The organism is Thalassotalea eurytherma (assembly GCF_030161415.1).
Lineage (GTDB): Bacteria > Pseudomonadota > Gammaproteobacteria > Enterobacterales > Alteromonadaceae > Thalassotalea_G > Thalassotalea_G eurytherma.
In genome coordinates, this window is the sequence record NZ_BSSU01000014.1 from 76414 (window position 1) to 94484 (window position 18071).

Sequence of the window (18071 nt, forward strand, 5' to 3'; positions counted from 1 at the left end):
CTGATTTAGTAAATGTTTATTTAACGTCGGTTACTGGCTCTCCAGTAGGTGACTCTCGCTTAACTAGATTATGAATGTCTTCTTTAATTAAGTACAACGACGGAATTAGGAACAGCGTAATCACAGTGGCGAAAATAATACCAAAGCCAAGTGCAATCGCCATTGGTATAATAAACTGAGCCTGCAAACTCGTCTCAAAATATAACGGCAATACACCAAAGAAAGTGGTTAATGACGTCAATAAGATAGCTCTAAAACGTTGTGTACCAGCTTGGCAAACGGCATCAACCAACTTCATCCCTTCCGACTTAGCTCGGTTAATGAAATCGACCATGATCAACGAGTCGTTTACCACAACCCCGGTTAACGCGATAAAGCCATACATCGACATCATATTCACTGTTCGATCTAAGAAGAAGTGGCCCCATATCGCACCAATAATACCAAATGGAATAACCGACATAATGACGATTGGTTGAATATATGACTTTGTTGGAATCGCGATTAAACCATAAATCATAAATAGCGCACCAATTAACGCGATCCCTAATTGAGATAAGAAATCAGCCTGTTCTTTACTCGCGCCTTCCATACCGTATTCAACGGTTGTGTAATTCGCCAGTATTTCAGGAATAACCTCTTCATTCATTTCTTTTAGCACTACACGCGATTCAACTTTGTCGTTGTCGATATCCGCTGATACGGTAATTGTGCGCTTTTGGTTGATGCGGGTAATCGTCGAATAGCTTTGACCGATTGAAATATCGGCTACTTGATAAAATGGTACTTTGCCGCCGTCTGGCGTTCTTATCCACATATTTTCAAGATCAGAAATCGATAAGCGATCTTCTTCAGGGTAGCGCACCATGACTTTAAGCTCATCTCGACCACGCTGAATACGTTGCGCTTCTAAACCATAAAAAGCTTGTCTTACTTGGCTTGCTAAATCGCTAAGTTTCAAACCAAGTACTTCGGCTTCAGGCTTGATATCGAGTTTAATTTCCTGAACACCGCGACTAAATGAACTACGAATATCGTAAACACCGTCATACTCCGTCAGTTTATCTTGAATTTCTGTCGATGCAGCTTCCAATTCAGCGTCATTACGTCCAGATAGCTGGAACTCTAATGCCGCGCCACCGCCAGTATTCGTGCCAGCAAATAAGCGTAATTCACGAACACCTGGAATTTCACCAACCGCGTCTCGCCATAATTTTTCGACATCATAAGATGACAGTTCTCGATGTTCAGGTTTAACAAGCTCAAGCATGAACGTTGCGTTGGTATTACCACCAGTGAACACCATGGTGTGCAAGACAATGCTTTCACCGTCAAAGGTACGATTTTCCTGACCTATCTTTTCAGCTGCCAATATGACTTTCTCTGCAGCTCTATTTCGTTCGACAACTGATGAGCCATCAACCATTTCGAGATTTGCTCGAATAAAATCACTTGGCACATTTGGAAACACTTCTACTTTCACTAAAGAGCTAACAATCAGGCCAATGGAAATAAGTAAGGCACCAAAAAAGATAGCCATGGTTGTGTAACGTGCACGCAATGCTTTTTGTAACGTAGGTAAGTACATATTATTGATAAACTTATCTAAACCATTTTTAAAGGCGAGTTGTTGGCGTTCAAACCAATTCGCATTCTGCTCGGTTAATGGTACATATTTCATGTGAGCTAAATGGGCAGGTAAAATCCATTTTGACTCGATTAAAGAGAAAATTAAACAGTAGGTCACAACCAATGCGATTGCTCGGAAAAATGCAGCAAACGTCGCGTCAATAAATAGCAAAGGGGCAAACGCTGCTATCGTTGTTAAGACACCAAAGGTTGCCGGCATAGCAACACGCATCGTGCCTTTGATGACATTCTCTGTAGAGTGCCCTTTGGTGCCAATTTCAGAATAAATACTTTCACCAATAACAATGGCATCATCAACGACAATCCCCAGCACCATGATGAAGGCAAACAAGCTAATTAAGTTCACTGAAACAGACCACTCGCCACCAAGCGGCATTAAGGCAAACGCCCCAAAGAAACTGATTGGAATACCTAACATTACCCAAAAGGCAACTTTCACACGCAAGAACAACGTTAAAACACAAAAAACAAGTAACGCACCTAATGCTAAGTTACTTAGCATCATGTCTAAACGTTCATTAAGGTAAAATGAGGTATCACCCCAAACAGTCAACTTAACGCCGCTGGGTAATGTCTCGGTTTTCTTGTCAACGTATTCGCGCACTTGCTCAGCAATTTCTAAATCATTTTGATCGCTGGTCGATTGCACCATAATGCTTGAAGTTTCTTCACCATCAAACGTAGCGAAGTCTTCGGCTTCGACAAAGCCATCAACAACGGTGGCGATATCAGCTAATAGTAAATGTGTGCCGTCTGGGTTAGTTCGTAAAACAAGGTTTGAAAAATCTTGCCCTGTATAAGCTTGCCCCTCGGCTCTAACGGAAATATCGCCGCTGGACGCTTTAATGCGCCCGCCAGGTAAGTCAATTGAAGAGGCTCTTACCGCCTGTCCTATTTGGTCAAATGTTAAACCGTATTGCAGTAGTTTTTCTTCTGAAACTTCAATGCTAATTTCATAATCACGTGAGCCAACAACTTCTGCCGTATTAACACTTGGTAGTAGCATAATTTCATCGCGAATGTTTTGCGCCATGGTTTGTCGTGTCCGACGATCCATGTTGCCACGCAAAGATAACCACATCACTTGGCCTTTAAACTCTTGTTTCGAGATTATCGGCTTTTCACTTTGCTCAGGTAATGTGGTGATGCTATCAACCTGCATCTGTATTTCATCAAGCTTTTCTTCAATCGAATAGCCTGACTGCAGTTCAATGTAAACAGAGCCTACTCCTTCATTTGCGGTAGACGTTGTCTTTTTAATACCTTCAATATCCTCTAAGGCTTCTTCCACCTTTAAGATGACAGCAAGCTCTACTTCTTCAGGAGACGCGCCTAAATGTGGCACAACAATTTGTATGGCGTTAGGGCTAAACTCAGGAAACATTTTCTTATCAATCGATTGATAAGACATAAAGCCCGCGACAATAATAAGTACCATCAATAAATTGGCAGCAACATTATTGTAAGTGAACCAGGCAATAATACCTGTTGAACGCTGTTCAGTAGGGTTAGTCATTTGCTTCACCATTTACTGATACAGGTGTCTCGTTAGTAACGCCTGTAGTGTCTTCTTCAATATTACTTTGTGCTTTATCGTTTGATACACGCAATTCCATACCATTTACCGGTAATTCTAATTTGGTAAGAATTAAACGTTCATCTTTGCCAAACTGATCACGTGTATAAATATATTGTGAGTCACCTCGTAAAATATTCACTGGACGAATATCGAGTGTATTGCTTCTTGTGACGATATGAATGTTATTGGCACCGCGCACTGCAGCGCGAGGAATAGAAGTAACATCATTAACTGTTTTTCCGTGAATATCCCCATTAACAAAGGTACCAACACGCAATTCATTACTTTCATTTTCGCCAAATAAATTGTATGGGTCATCGAGTTGTGCAACAACATAATGAACACGAGAATTCATATCAACAACGCCTTCATATCGGGTTAATTTAGCTTGCCACGTTTGCTCTTGCCCTAAAATATTGAGATGTAAGTCGACAGTAGATCCAAGTACCCCCTGTTCATGGTTAATTTTAGGCAAAGATAAGAAATCGATATCTTGAAACTTTACCGGAAGCCTCACTTCTGCATAATCAACGGCGAATGTTGTAGCAATTTGACCGCCAACACCGACAAACTGGCCAATATCTAAATGCTTGGCTTTCAACATAGCATCGTAAGGCGCTACGATTTTCGTTCTGCTGAGTTTAATCTGCGCGGCTTGTACTTCAGCTTTAGCCGCTTCAAGATCGGCTTTTGCCTTTTTTAGTTGTGGCTTACGAGTCGCTAATGCTGGCGCTTCATCAATTGATTTCCCCGTTAAACGCCATTCATCTTTGGCTTGCTCAACCCTTGCTTCTTCTTCCATTAAAGAAGCTTCGGCGACATGCAAGCGTGCTTGAGCTTGCAACAAGGCGACTTGGTAATCAATATCGTTAATTAATACCAGCTCTTCACCTTTTTTGAAGAAGCCACCTACTTTAAACTTGTCAGAAACCTTAACAACCTGGCCACTTACTTCAGAGACCAAGATAGTTTCAGTGCGTGGAAGAACACTGCCTTGGCTTTCGATAATAAACTGAACATCACCAGCCGAAAAAGGCATGGCTTCCACTAATGGCGCTTTGACAATAAACGGTTTTTTCTCTGGCTTAGGTGCTAATGCCCCCATCAGGCCTAGCAATACAAACGATATCAATAGGATAGCGATTGGCCATAGAACAAACCGGAGTTGGACCATTTTTCTTTGTTTTTGTGGTTTAGCTGAAGCGCTAGCAGGATTTGTCATTGGGAAATACCTAATTAAAACAATATTTAATGTTATTTTTATACGGTTATACTTTAACCTAGTTTAGAATAATAGGTACGAATTAATTTGTAATAAAGTTTGCCCATGCGTGCATTAAACTTTGAAAATCATCAAGACCACAACTTGCAGACTCATTTTCATCAAAATCAAGCGCTTGCTCAGAAAGACTTTCTTCTAACTCTTCGCCTTCTATACTGGCATTTAACGCGATCATGGCATCATGTTCAGACAACACCAAGGTATACTGATGGCCCGTCATGCGCAGTTCATGCTGCTTAGCCTGATTAATACCATCAATAAGCTTATTAATTTTTGCAAGTTGCGTAGCGTCTCGGCCAACCTCGGTTTCTAGCCATTGACCGAAGACTTGATGTTCTAAATTAAACCGTGCTCGTAAATTGCCTGAAGTTGTATCATGTGAAAATTGATATTCCATGAAGGTACTTTTATTGTTGCTATAACTAGCGTTAAGTTTAGCAAATGATTAACGGGTTTTCTAAATCAATACCTTAGAGTTAGCTTAATGGTCGCTTTTTGAAAACAGCTGAACTTTTGATTATTGACTAAGTCTATTAATATCATCTACATAGTGTTTGTTCACAAGGAAAGGCAATTGCTAACTAAAGGTTTGAGCCAAAATCAATTAGCTATTTTATTTGCCCTAGCTATCCATCTTGGCCTACTTTTTATCTTGAGTTTGCAATCATTTACGCTTCCAGAAAATCATCAGGCGCCGAATGAAATTGAGCCGATAAAAAGCTATTTGTACGTTGCCCCTAGGCCAAAACCAGTGCCTGAACCCAAAACAGAACTCAACACTGAGACAAAACAAACTATTGAAACGGTAACGCCAACAGAAAAACAACCTGCGCAAACTGACGAGGATAAAACCATAGATCCTCCGATGAATATAGAAGAGGACTTACCGGCATTGGAAACGCCAATAACAAGCGAACAACCAAAAGAGTTGTCCCCTTTACCCAGAATGAGTAATCAACCTAAGTCAGTGCGAGCCCAGTTACTTGATTTAAAAAAACAAATACAACAACAGGGTCAACAAAACGAATTTGAAGAGTATCAACGGTACCGACAAGGTGATGTTATGGCCGGTAAGCATACCGCTGTGCCACATTCACAAGTACCACTAACAGACGAAGAGAAGCGCGAGCAAGCCACAACGAGGCTGGGCAGCTTCGACATAATTAAAGGAGATGATGGCAATTGTACGTTAATTGAAGATTTATCTTACTTAGGTTTAGATCATAAACCTGCTTCAGGCTTTGATTGTGGTGAAAGCAAATTTGATAAAAGCTTTAGAGAACACATGGAGAAAACCCTGAAAAAACTGGGTAAAGACAAAAAATAAGGGCGCCTAATGCGCCCTTATTAAACAAACGCTATGTTTAATTTTCTTTTACCTTGGTCCAAACAATAGCTGAAATGGCTAACGCAACAGCACTGACCTGAAACACGATACTCTTATCGGCAACCTTTGATATAAATAAGCCGACACCTAAGCTCACCAGCAATTGCGGCAAAACAACAGACAAGTTAAATAGCCCCATATATAAGCCCATTTGAGCTTGATTGACTTTTTCAGACATAATCGCAAAAGGTAAGCTGATAATTGACGACCAACCAATACCTAAAATAGCCATTAGTATATATAAATTAACTTTTTCATGACCTAAATAAGCAACTAAACCATAGGCTACCGCCATCGACGCAATACATATCGTATGTGTTTTAACGCGACCGATTTTCTTAGCAATGGGCTCAAGTACCAATGCAGGTAAAAATGCCGCAGTAATACTTAAAATAAGAAAACTCATCGCAATGACTTTACCTAAGTCATCTTCACCAAGGCTCGGCATTTTGTCTTGTAAAAAGGCGATAATAAAAACAAACATGGTTTGCACACCAATCCAACTAAAGGAATGTGCAGCAAGTACTTTTGCAAAACCCGTTTTATTGGTCGTTTCATTAGTTTGTTCTTTCGCACTTATTGTTTGAATCACCAATGCTAAAGTGATCACCGCAGCAATCATCTCGGCCCAGTAGTGATCAACTTTAATACCTGAAAGTTGCAATACAAGGGCGTAAATATCGTAAAGCAAAATACCCCATAACGGTTTGATGTTTTTTATAACATCGACTAAACCATAGCTCTCCTGCTCATCTTCATTTGCAGATAACTCTCTAGGTTCTTCAATAAAGAAAGGTGGGATAAGCGATAAAACTAACACTAACGCCGCACCAAAGTAGATAAGTGCGTAATTACCCCAGGTAGCACCGATAGCGTAAGCTAATACACCAAAAGATCCGGACACGGTCTGCATCCAAGTATAACCTTTGGTACGCTCTTCTCCCTCAGGCGTAACATCAGCAATAATTGCACGTGTAGGGTTGAAGCTAACATTAATTGATAAATCTAAGGTCAGTGCAATCGCAATAGCCACCCCTAAAATACCAGAAAAGCCTAAACTTGAAGAAACAATATCAATATTAGGAAGTGCTAAAAGCATGAGCCCCGCCAGTACACCGCCAATCAAAATAAATGGGCGTCTTCTACCGTGCCAAAACCACACTTTATCGCTGATAATACCGACGATAACTTGCCCCAAAATACCGGCGATTGGGCCTGCGGCCCACACTAGGCCAACCTCATGAATATCTAACCCGTATTGGGTGGTTAAGATCCAACTAAGTGCTGAAATTTGCACGGATAAGGCAAAACCCATCGCCGTTGCGGGTAGTGACAACAGCATATAAAAGCTATTGGATAATTTTTTCTGCATTGCTAACATGAACGACTCACTTACTTGAACTGCAAATTATTATTATGATTTTTAAAGTTTAATGCGCAGCCTGATAGGAACTGCTCGATATTGTTATCTTGGTATAAATCACCTTGATTAGGTTGCTTTTCAGCAAGTGGAGGAAAGGCGCCATAGCCAGCTAATAAGCAGTGCCATGAACTAGTATCAAAATGACTTTGTAGATGTTGTCGGTGAATTTCGTCGGTTAAGTCTTCTCGATTAAACCAACTATTCAAAATTTGAATTAACGATCGTGATAACTCAGTATTATCACGATTAGCGCGCCAATATTCACTGTCAGTGCGAGTATTCATTTTATAATGAGCAACAATATAGTCTCGCACTCGCTCAAATCGCTCACTGGTAAATTCGTTATAGTGTTGTTGATGTTGGTTAGAAAAACCGCCTTTTTCAAACTGCTCGATGAACATTTCAAGGCTAAGCTGAACAAGGTGTAAAGCTGTCGCTTCAAGCGGCTCAATAAAGCCTTGAGATAAGCCAATACTGATACAGTTATGTGACCACTGCTTGTCTAATCGCCCTACTTTCATCTTTAAATGATGGCACGTTGTATCATCATTTAATGTCCCTAAGTGTTTTCTAAACTCCGTTTCAGCAGCATCGTTGGTAATAAAATCACTGCTAAAAACGTAACCATTACCATAGCGATTAGTTAGTGGGATTTTCCACACCCAACCGGTACTTAATGCAGTAGCAAGCGTTTCCACAGGAATAACATCGTCAATTGCTGTCGGCATGACCACGGCGCTGTCATTAAATAAATTATCTTTATATGATTTAAAATTTACACCTAAGGTTTTATCCATCAACAATGCACTAAAACCCGTACAATCAACAAAAAAATCAGCACTGATTTCGCCTTGCTCTTGCGTGATAACACTTGCGATATCACCACTTTGATGGCGTGTAACATCCGTCACTTTCGCTTGGAGGTGATTAACCCCTTTCGATTGTGCAGTTTTTGCAAGAAATTGACCAAGCAAAGCTGAATCAAAATGGTAACCGTATTCCATAATAAAGGGGAAATTACTTGGCGCTACCGGCCCTTTTCCTTGATTAGCAAGCACGCCATTAAGGAAGAAGTCTTCAGGGGTAACGTAAGTATCTAGCCCTAAACGTCGCGTGCGTGTATTTACATGAAAGGAGCGAGAGGTAAAGGTATCAACCTGCGAAGTAAACGGATGTGAGTAACTTTCAATGCCTGATTGAGGGCTCCAATCTTTAAAGCGGATATTCACTTTATACGTGGCATTACACTCAGGCATCCATTGGCTTTCAGAAATATCTAACATATTAAAGAAGCGTTTCAACGTTGGCGTAGAGCCCTCTCCAACGCCAATAATACCAATATCAGGCGATTCTATTAATGTAATATTGACGGGTTTATCTGCCCACTTTTGAGCAAATAAATTTGCTGCCATCCAACCTGCGGTGCCACCGCCTACAATTGCAATCGAGATTGGTTTCATAAAGGCCCTTGTCGTTATGCTCTATTCATGATGCTTTGTAAAAACTCATCATGGCTCGGTAACTGGCTAACAGGCTCTTTTTTAATCGTCTCGATTCTGTTTAACATATCCATTAATTGTTGTTCCGTTAATTGATTTGCTAATGCATTGTAATCTTGAGGTTCAAGCCCTTGTCCTGCCATAACCTGTAGCCAAGAGCTTTCTAAAAACAAATCATTTTGCTCTCTAAAAATGCGACCTGAGGCTTTAAACAGCTCGATTTTATGACGTAACGAATCAGGAATATCCATTTCTCTCATATCTTGCCAATAACGGCTATCGGTGCGTTCGTTAACCACATAATGCAGAATAATAAAGTCGCGAATTTGCTGATACTCAATGTCAGATTGCTTGTTGTATTCTGCAATGTCAGATTCATTGATTCCTTGATGCGGAAACAAATGCGCTAAACGCACGACTGCACTTTGGATAAGGTGAATACTGGTTGATTCAAGCGGCTCTAAAAAGCCACTCGATAAGCCAACAGCAATAACATTTTTGTTCCACTGCTTACGGCGACGGCCTGTAGTAAAGCGAATCAACATAGGATCGGCAAGCGGCTTAGTGTCTAAGTTCGACATTAAAATATCAGTTGCTTGGTCTGGCGTATAATGGCGCTGACTAAACACGATGCCGTTTCCGTTACGGTGTTGCAATGGGATGCGCCACTGCCAACCGCCGGCATGAGCAATTGAACGAGTATAAGGTAACGTTTTTTCGAGACGTTCCGACGGCACCGCTACCGCTGAATCTGACTGCAACCAATGGCTCCAGTCTTCAAAACCTGTTGCTAGCGTTTCTTGAATAAGTAAGCCTTTGAAGCCAGAACAATCAATAAATAGGTCACCTTCGATCACCTGACCTGATTTTAAGATCAGCTTTTTAATAAATCCTGACTCACGGTTTTGTTCTACTGAATCAACCATACCTTCAGTACGTTTGACACCTAAGTTTTCACTAAACTTTCTCAAAAACTTAGCATAGAGACCTGCGTCAAAGTGATAGGCAAATGGCACATCTAACACAGGATCTTGCGCTTTGATTTGAGCGAATTTCCCTGACTGTGCAGCGAGATAATTAAGATCGTAATCCCAAAGACTTTTGTCTAAACCTAACTGTTTAGCGCGATAGTAGTAATGATGAAAATGACAAAATGGATTGCTTTTGCCTGCACTTCCAAAGGTATGGTAATAGCTTTCACCAACGTTTTTCCAATTCTCGAATTTTATCGCCAGCTTAATTGTTGCTTTGGTTTCTTTAATAAATTCAGCTTCATTAATACCCAGTACATTATTGAACAAACGTATCGGAGGAATTGTTGCTTCACCAACACCAATGGTCCCTATCGCGTCAGATTCAACAAGCTCAACATCAACTTGATCAGTAAACATTTTTTTAAGAAATGCAGCCGACATCCAACCCGATGTTCCGCCACCTAAAACGACAACTTTTTTTACTGCGTTATTCATGACAATTTTCTTAATAGTGGAAAAATGATGCGTAATTTATTTTTCATTAAATTACAGACTAATGAGCTTAATCTAGTGAAAAACAAACTATCTATAAAGAAAAACCTGCCAGTAAACTGGCAGGTTTTGATTTGGAACAAGTTAATTAGAACTGGTAGTTCATGCTTAACATGTAGTTAGCACCGAAAGATTGGTACTTAGTGATTTGACGTGAATCAACCGCTTCAGCTTGAACAGTATCTTCGTCTGTTAAGTTTTGCGCTTGGAAGCTTACACGTAAACCGTGCAATGACTCCATGCTAGACTCACTGAAGTCGTAGCTAACTTGCGCATCCCATAACTGACCACCTAAGTCTTCAGTTTCTTCTAATGCTAAGCTTAGACCACGTGTTTCAGTTAAGAATTCATCACGCTTAGTGCCAGCGATACGGAATTCCCAGCCATTGATTTCATAGTATGCCGTTAATGAGTAACTTTCTTCAGAAAGACCAGGGATACGACCACCGTCATCTAACTCACCGTCTAAGAAAGTTGCGCTCATTACTAAGCCTAAACCTTCTAAGTTTTCGTGCATGATGTTAAACGGAAGGCTAGTTTGGAATTCGTAACCACGTACGAAACCTTCTAAACCATCTTGTTCTGTGCTAACGAAACCTAAGAAAGTCGCCGGTGCATTACCATTACTATCTTGGTGTAACTCAGGAATATAAACATCAGAGAAATCAGCTAGTTCGTTATTAGAACGGTGCCAGTTTTTCAAATCTTTGTAGAAGAATGTTGCTGCAAAGTAACCTTCTGGCGAGAAGTAGTTCTCGTAAGATAAGTCAAATTGAACTGCTTCTAACGGCTTAAGGTTCGGGTTACCCGCATTACCACTCCAAGGACCACGCTCTGGGTTAGGATTGTTAATTTGGTCATCATTATAAGCAAATGTTGCAACGTTGTTAGGCTTCATTTGGTCCATACGCGGGCGAGATAATACTTTACCTGCTGCAGTACGGATAAATTGGTTTTCAAAAATTTCGAAGCTTAAGTTAATCGTTGGTAATAAATCAGAGTACTCTGAGCTACCTTCAACAGGTGTCGCTTCAACGTAACCATTTGCGTTTTCTACCGTTGAGAAACCAAATGAACGTTGCTCAGCATTTTGGTACTGAAGACCAAAGTTACCTGTCACGTATACGCTACCAATTTCAGCATCAATGTTGAATTTAGCATAAACTGTACGAATGTCTTCTTCCACTGTGTAAGTGTCACCAAAACGGTCTGTTTGTACTAATGACGCTTCAGTCGCGTTGTAGTAACCACTTTGGTATAAACCTAATGCATCGTAAGCTAATACACCGTTAATACCGATAAAGCTTAAATCTGCAACACCTAATACTTCTGGGATTGCTGCATCACCAGGGTAAGAAGGAGCTGTTAAGTAATCACCTTCATTAATCTTCGTTTTCTTACGCTCAGAAAGGTTTACGCCGAATTCTGCACCAGAAATGATACCCCATTCAACAGTACCAGCAACTGATACGCGCAATGCATCTAACTCTTCATCAAAAGATGGACGGTTAATGAAACCATCTTGTGCATCACCACCAACGACTGGCGCACCCCAAGCTTGAGGGCCCGCTAAACGAATTAAGTTAGGATCTGTGTAATCGAGTGTCGGTAAAGAAGAGTGCGCACCAAATACAGCACCAGTAGATGTTTGCTGCCATGAGCGAGCAATCGTAGGACGACCATCAACACCAGCACGACCAACACCTGAGTAGCTTTCTACGTCAAGTAAGTCTTTTTCAACGTCACCCGATGAAAAATCAGCTTCTAACGTCCAATCATCAGATAATGCGTACTCTACATTTAAACCTAATGTTGTTAGTTCTGCTTTTTGTGATAAGCCATCGTTACGAATAACTGAATGGAAACCATCAAATTCACCGTTCATCACTAAACCATTTTCAACAGTACCGGCTGTATGGTTCGGCGCGCCCCACTCAGCACCACCTTCTTCTAAACCACGTTTAACATCGTTTTCTTCGAAGTCGATGTACAAAGCATCTAATTGAAGTTTTAAACGCTCTGTCGGCGCCCATTCAACGATACCTGCAACTGATGTACGCTCTAATAGAGCAGAACGTGTGTAAGAATCGTGACCACCTAAGATTTTAGCACCTGGTGCTTGGCTTGAGTCAGCATAACCCCAACCACGGAATTGGTTTTCTTGGCGAGGCGTTTCTTGGTTAGCAACTGTTAACGCAATACCAACGGTATCGTCAGCAAACTTATCAACAAAGTTGAATGATAAACGGTGACCATTATTGTCGAAGTCTGGGTTACCAGCATCTTCACCATTTTGCTCGTATGACGCATTAAATGTCATCGTGCTTTCAGCAGTTAATGGGCTAACAGTTTGCATATCGATAGTACCACCGATACCTTGGGTTGTTAGACCTGCTTCAGAAGATTTGTAAACAACAATATTGTTAATAATTTCAGTTGGGTAAAGGTCAAATTCAACACCACGGTTGTCACCCATACCTAATAATTCACGGCCATTTAATGTAGTACCAACGTAGTTTTCATTAAAACCACGAACGGCAAGACCACTTGTACGACCGTTACGACGTTCACCTGATACACCTGGTAAACGAGCAAGTGACTCAGCTACTGATGTATCTGGTAATTTACCGATATCTTCAGCAGAAAGTACTTCTACGATATTGTCAGTACTCATTTTGATTGCTTGAGCACGCTGTAAAGAACCACGGATACCCGTAACCGTAATTACCTCAACTTCTTGTTCTTTTGCCTGGCTATCTTGTGCAGCAAGTGCAGGAGCACTCATTGCCATTAAACCAGTAGAAAGCATAGCAAGCGTTACCTTGCTAGGTTTAAACTTCAACATATATTCTCCCCTTCATCCTTGTTATCTTTATTTGTTCAGCATCCGAGCTGACGCGACGACATTTGTATTTATATTTTTTAGAAATCCACTCATCTACTCTGAGCAGTCAACTAACTATAAAAGCGAGCTGACTCTAAAAACACCATCTGCATACGTATTCATAATTTTGCCATTGGCTATGTCTCATATTTGTTTCTCCACATAAGCGTAATAGAGAAATTCAAATAACAGCAAACTTTCTATGTAAAAAACATTCAAAATAACGTTGCAAGTTTTCAAGCCAACTTCCAGCACAATAAACTCAACGAGTTAGCTGATTTTCTGGAATCCTCCAACCTGACCAGTCTGGAAGAAAAAAAATCAAAATGTAATGTGTGAGTGGATACTTTCATGATTTTTGATACCTATCTGAATACGTATGCAGAGGTTACACCTGTTAACAGTGTATTGATGGATATTTACTCACTATTCACCAAATTAGCGCAATTAGCTGGTAATAATGGGGAGTTGCACAATAAAAAGGCGCTCGATTGAGCGCCTATAAAAGTTTGAGTATTTGCACTAAAGCTTATTTTTTAGTAATAGTAACTGTTGGGCTTTGTGGATCTGGCCCTGTTACCGTAAAGACATAAGTGCCTGCCTCATCAGCTTCGACAACAAGATTCGCATTTGAACCTTGCGTTAATGTATATGGCATATCAATTGATACTTCGCTTGATGCGTTATCCGCGCCTAGATTAACCGTAGACCAATCTTCAGAAGCAACTTTGAATTCATAACGCTCGGCATTAAGCTCAATCTCAACACTAAAGCTTGCATCGCCGTTGTCAGATAAAGCATCTGCAGTGCCCCAACCGTTCATACCACCACGAATATAAACTTCGGTAGCGCCAAATAACGGCGCATTAAATACACCTAAGGTTGGCGCTTGTGGATCGCTCGCATCAACATAAAAGGTATATTCACCAGCAACAAAGCTCATATAGAAATTGTCATTACTCCCTTGCACTAACGACTTGTAGTCACCCGCCATAACTTCACGATCGTCACTTGGTGCGCCAAGGTTAACTGTTGACCAGTCTGCCGAAGCAACTTTAAAGTCATGCGTGTTATCATCAACAGTAATGGTCGCTATGTACTTTCCATCACCAATATAGGTAAGTTCATTATCTTCACTCCAGCCATTCATCCCGCCTCGCACAAAAATCGGTGTGCCTGCAAAGGTTTCTTCATTCCTGACATGAAGTACTGGGTTATCGATATCATTTGCATCAATTGTGAATACGTAAGTCGCCTCAATATCAATCGTAATAGCCAGGTTGTCGTTACTACCCGGTAATAGCGTAAAGTCTTCACCCACACTCACAACATTTTCGCTGCTACTAGGTGCACCTAAATTCACCGTAGACCAATCTCCTGAAGCGACTTTAAAACCGTAAGTGCCAGCAGATAAGGTTATCGTTGTACGATAAACACCGCCGCCTTGATAGTTGAAGTCATCAACTTCACCCCAACCATTCATTTCACCACGCACGTACACCGTTGTATCACCATATGGCTCAACATCAGGTGCGCCTGACGTAGCTGTTGCTAGCAGTCCTTCACCTTGGCTTTCACCCTGTACTTTGACAAAAACAGCCGTCGTGTATGCCGGTACATTAAATGTACCTTGACCTTCACCAGCGTCAAAACTTGCACTCGAAACTAAGCTATCAACTGAATTTGCTAGCGTGTCATGTAAGGTAAACCCTGATGCAGTAGCAACGGTATGACTTGCATCATTTTCGCTAGTATTAACCACGACAACAATCGCATCATTTGCAGGATCTAAATCAGTTAAACCAAGACCATCGTCAATACTCATGACAATTAAACCTTGTGTTTGCCCACTGCCAATATTGTGAAAGCCAACACGGTCGATAATATCTTGTGATGTTGTCAGCCTAAATAGCGGGCTTGATGTTCTGACCGATAAGAACTCATTAAACACCTCAGAAGCAAACATCATTTCGGTCATAGCAACCTGGCTATTAGCACTTGTTGCTAAGCTCACTAAGGTTTCATCGTCTCGACCACCTTTATCCAGCGGTAAACCGACATTGTAGTTATTTCCTGCTAACGTGAAATCAACATAGTTGTACCAATCACCAGCATCGTAAGTATTTCTATCTAACGATTTTGAGCGTAAGAAATCACCGCCCATTTGTAAAAATGGAATACCTTGAGACAGTAAAATAATCGATTGCGATACGTTTTGAATACGTACGCGATCTTCCATCGAGTAATTAAACGGTAGGTTTAACTGTAACTGATCCCATAAACTTTCATTGTCATGCTTAGAAATATAGTTAATGTTATCTGCAGGATCTTGCGCATACATATTCGGTGAGTAAGCAGCACCAGTGCTTGCAACACCGTTATTGTTCACCAAGACATAGTCAGCTAACGAACCAGCCATCCCTAACTTAACAATATCTTGTTTGTTGTAGCTTTCAGGGTTATCAGCATCATTACTAAAGATGTGAGTTGTTCGAATACCTTCGCGAATACGATCATTAAAGGTCGCAATCTCAGTACCCGCCATATTTAGCTGATTTGCTTGTGTAAAACCACGATCGTCACGGGTCCAACCTTCACCATAGAAGTAGTTATCCGCATCAATAGCTTGCACCGCATCTCGCGCGGCTAACATTTGCTCTTTAGAGCCATGACTCATGATATCGAATCGAAAGCCATCAAACTTATAATGTTCGGTCCACATTTCAAGTGAATCAACCATCAGTTTGTCCATCATACGATGATCTAACGCTGTATCGTTACAACAAGTTGATTGAATCACGCTACCTGTTTCAATATCTCGAGAATGGTAATAACCTGGCACCACTTTATCTAAAACTGAGTTATCGTAGGTACCTGCTGAATTAGTGTGGTTGTATACAACATCGAGCACAACACGCAGGCCCGTATGATGAAGTGCTTGGATCATTTCACGCATTTCAATAATACGCGCAACACCATCTGGATTTGAGGCGTAAATACCGTCAGGCACATTAAAGTGCTTCGGATCGTAACCCCAGTTAAAACTATCAAAGTTACGCATCGCATCAACGAGCATGGCCGCGTCGTTACTATACGGTTCATAACTTGCCAATACATCACTCAACACAGCGTCATCAGCTTCCACGCCACAAACCGGTGCATCAGCATTAACTTCACATAAAGCTGCAACGGTATCTGTGATATCAACAATTGAGGCACTATCTTCATTTACGGTAGCAATATCATTTGCCGGCAGCATATGAAAATGAGTTACACCATTATCCGCCAATTTTTGTAAGTGCTGAACAGGTGCAGAATCAACCTCAGCAAATGCTAAATATTTACCACGATTTTCTTCGCTAGTACTTTGATCTAATGCACTGAAGTCTCGAATATGACCTTCGTAAATAACCGCATCTTCAACGTTTACAATAGTAGGAATATCATGTGAATCCCAACCGTCAGGCATCAGATCTTCATCGGCTAAGTTAACAAATTGTGAGTAAATACCATTGGTCGACAAGCTCACCGAATACGGGTCTGTCACCATTAACGTTTCGACTGCCTTTGTTTGGTAGTGATAAACGGTGACTTCATACTGATAGAAAGCTCTATCAAGCGCGCTATCACCAGTAAAAGACCAGATACCTGTATCGGTATCTTCCATCATTTGATGACGCGCTGTTTCTGCTTTTGATGCGTCATAAACAACTAATGCTACGTTTTGCGCGGTAGGTGCCCACAAGTTTGCAGTAATTTCACCGTTGTCATACACAACACCAAGTGATGCTTCATCAGCATCCATGTCGCCTTGCGTATAAAACACGTCTAGTACTTTATCGGCCTGAACACCTGTGGCTAATGCCGGCTTATTTTCCGCATCATAGCCAACAACCAATAGCTGATTTTTAAGTACTTGTTTCGCATCGCTAGCTTCCCAATCACCTTGAAAGGCTGGCCAATCAGCAACTTGTGGTGCTAATGCACGCTGCTCGTCAGTTAAATCTACCGGCGTAAGATCAATTGATGCACCAGTGATATTGCCGTCATCGTCTTGTTCAATCCCAGCGGTAGCTGAATGATGCAGCTTTACCGACATAACACCATCGTTATAGCCTTTCCAAACAAGGGTGTTTGCATCGATCCAATGCGCTGAATTACCTGAGGCACTGAAACCTAACGATTCAACCGGGTATTCAAATACTGTTGGTACACCGTGGAACGTAAAGTTCATGCGAACAAAGCGCTCATCGTCTTGGTTTAACGGCATTTGCAAGTCACTTGAACCAAGTGCTTTACCTGCATCATCGGTACCGATATGAATTATAAAGTTGGCACAATCGCTGTAACCCTCTTTTAAGTTGAGGATCCAATATGCGCCGTAGTTCGGATCAACACCGTCATGAATATGACCATTTGCCCAATCAGAACTATCAAACGGAGCTGCATAAGCATCACAGCTATCATTATTCCATGTATGTAAGCGGTACCCTTCATAGGAAGGATCATCCGATGCATTGGTCGCACCAACATCGCCGCGGTTATAATACAAAATAGTTTGGTTTTCAGTAGGTGTAACACTTGGCAACGGTGCGTTTTCATCAAAACCAACAACACACTCTTCATTTAATGCATCAGGTACTAATGGTGCTTTACATTGCAAAGGTTCTGGATCAACACACATGGTACCGCTAGCATCTGGTACCTGCGGCACATCACAGGTTAATAGCGTTTGCCCAGCTGCGACATCACTACCTCCACCACCACAAGCGCTTAGCATTACTGTTACGAGGGCAACAGCAAGTAATTTTATTATTTTAGTTGTTGCTAACATGAGCGAA

9 protein-coding genes are annotated in these 18071 nt (G+C 41.2%); 1 reads left to right on the forward strand and 8 read right to left on the reverse strand.

Annotated features, from left to right (window positions below; translation table 11 throughout):
- Positions 1 to 16: 16 nt before the first annotated feature.
- The 3 genes from QQK02_RS14135 to QQK02_RS14145 all read right to left on the reverse strand — a co-directional run bounded on the left by QQK02_RS14135 (position 17) and on the right by QQK02_RS14145 (position 4908).
- The gene (locus tag QQK02_RS14135; protein ID WP_284208737.1) at positions 17 to 3166 is read right to left on the reverse strand and encodes an efflux RND transporter permease subunit; all 3150 of its coding nucleotides are present in this window, start codon (positions 3164 to 3166) and stop codon (positions 17 to 19) included.
- A complete protein-coding gene (locus QQK02_RS14140) occupies positions 3159 to 4451 on the reverse strand; it encodes an efflux RND transporter periplasmic adaptor subunit (protein WP_284208738.1) in 1293 nt (430 codons plus the stop codon). Before QQK02_RS14140 ends, QQK02_RS14135 begins: the two co-directional genes overlap by 8 nt.
- Before the next feature lie 82 nt (positions 4452 to 4533).
- Positions 4534 to 4908 (reverse strand): YacL family protein, encoded by a 375-nt coding sequence (locus tag QQK02_RS14145; RefSeq protein WP_284208739.1) that lies wholly within the window; start codon positions 4906 to 4908, stop codon positions 4534 to 4536.
- 177 nt (positions 4909 to 5085) lie between these two features.
- Between QQK02_RS14145 and QQK02_RS14150 the strand changes: the two genes are divergently transcribed.
- Positions 5086 to 5838 (forward strand): hypothetical protein, encoded by a 753-nt coding sequence (locus tag QQK02_RS14150; RefSeq protein WP_284208740.1) that lies wholly within the window; start codon positions 5086 to 5088, stop codon positions 5836 to 5838.
- Positions 5839 to 5875: 37 nt separating this feature from the next.
- Here QQK02_RS14150 and QQK02_RS14155 read toward each other — a convergent pair whose 3' ends face one another.
- The 5 genes from QQK02_RS14155 to QQK02_RS14175 form a co-directional block, all read right to left on the reverse strand.
- Positions 5876 to 7279 carry an MFS transporter gene (locus tag QQK02_RS14155; protein WP_284208741.1) on the reverse strand — a complete coding sequence of 468 codons (1404 nt, stop codon included), beginning with the start codon at positions 7277 to 7279 and terminating at the stop codon, positions 5876 to 5878.
- Positions 7280 to 7290: 11 nt separating this feature from the next.
- Positions 7291 to 8781, reverse strand: a complete 1491-nt coding sequence (locus tag QQK02_RS14160) for a tryptophan halogenase family protein (RefSeq protein ID WP_284208742.1) — start codon at positions 8779 to 8781, stop codon at positions 7291 to 7293.
- Between the two features lie 14 nt (positions 8782 to 8795).
- A complete protein-coding gene (locus tag QQK02_RS14165; protein WP_284208743.1) occupies positions 8796 to 10289 on the reverse strand; it encodes a tryptophan halogenase family protein in 1494 nt (497 codons plus the stop codon).
- Between the two features lie 145 nt (positions 10290 to 10434).
- On the reverse strand, positions 10435 to 13191 hold the full coding sequence (locus tag QQK02_RS14170) for a TonB-dependent receptor (RefSeq protein WP_284208745.1): 2757 nt from the start codon (positions 13189 to 13191) through the stop codon (positions 10435 to 10437).
- Positions 13192 to 13759: 568 nt separating this feature from the next.
- Complete coding sequence (locus tag QQK02_RS14175; RefSeq protein ID WP_284208747.1) at positions 13760 to 18064, reverse strand: alpha-1,6-glucosidase domain-containing protein; 4305 nt, start codon at positions 18062 to 18064, stop codon at positions 13760 to 13762.
- Positions 18065 to 18071 lie beyond the last annotated feature (7 nt).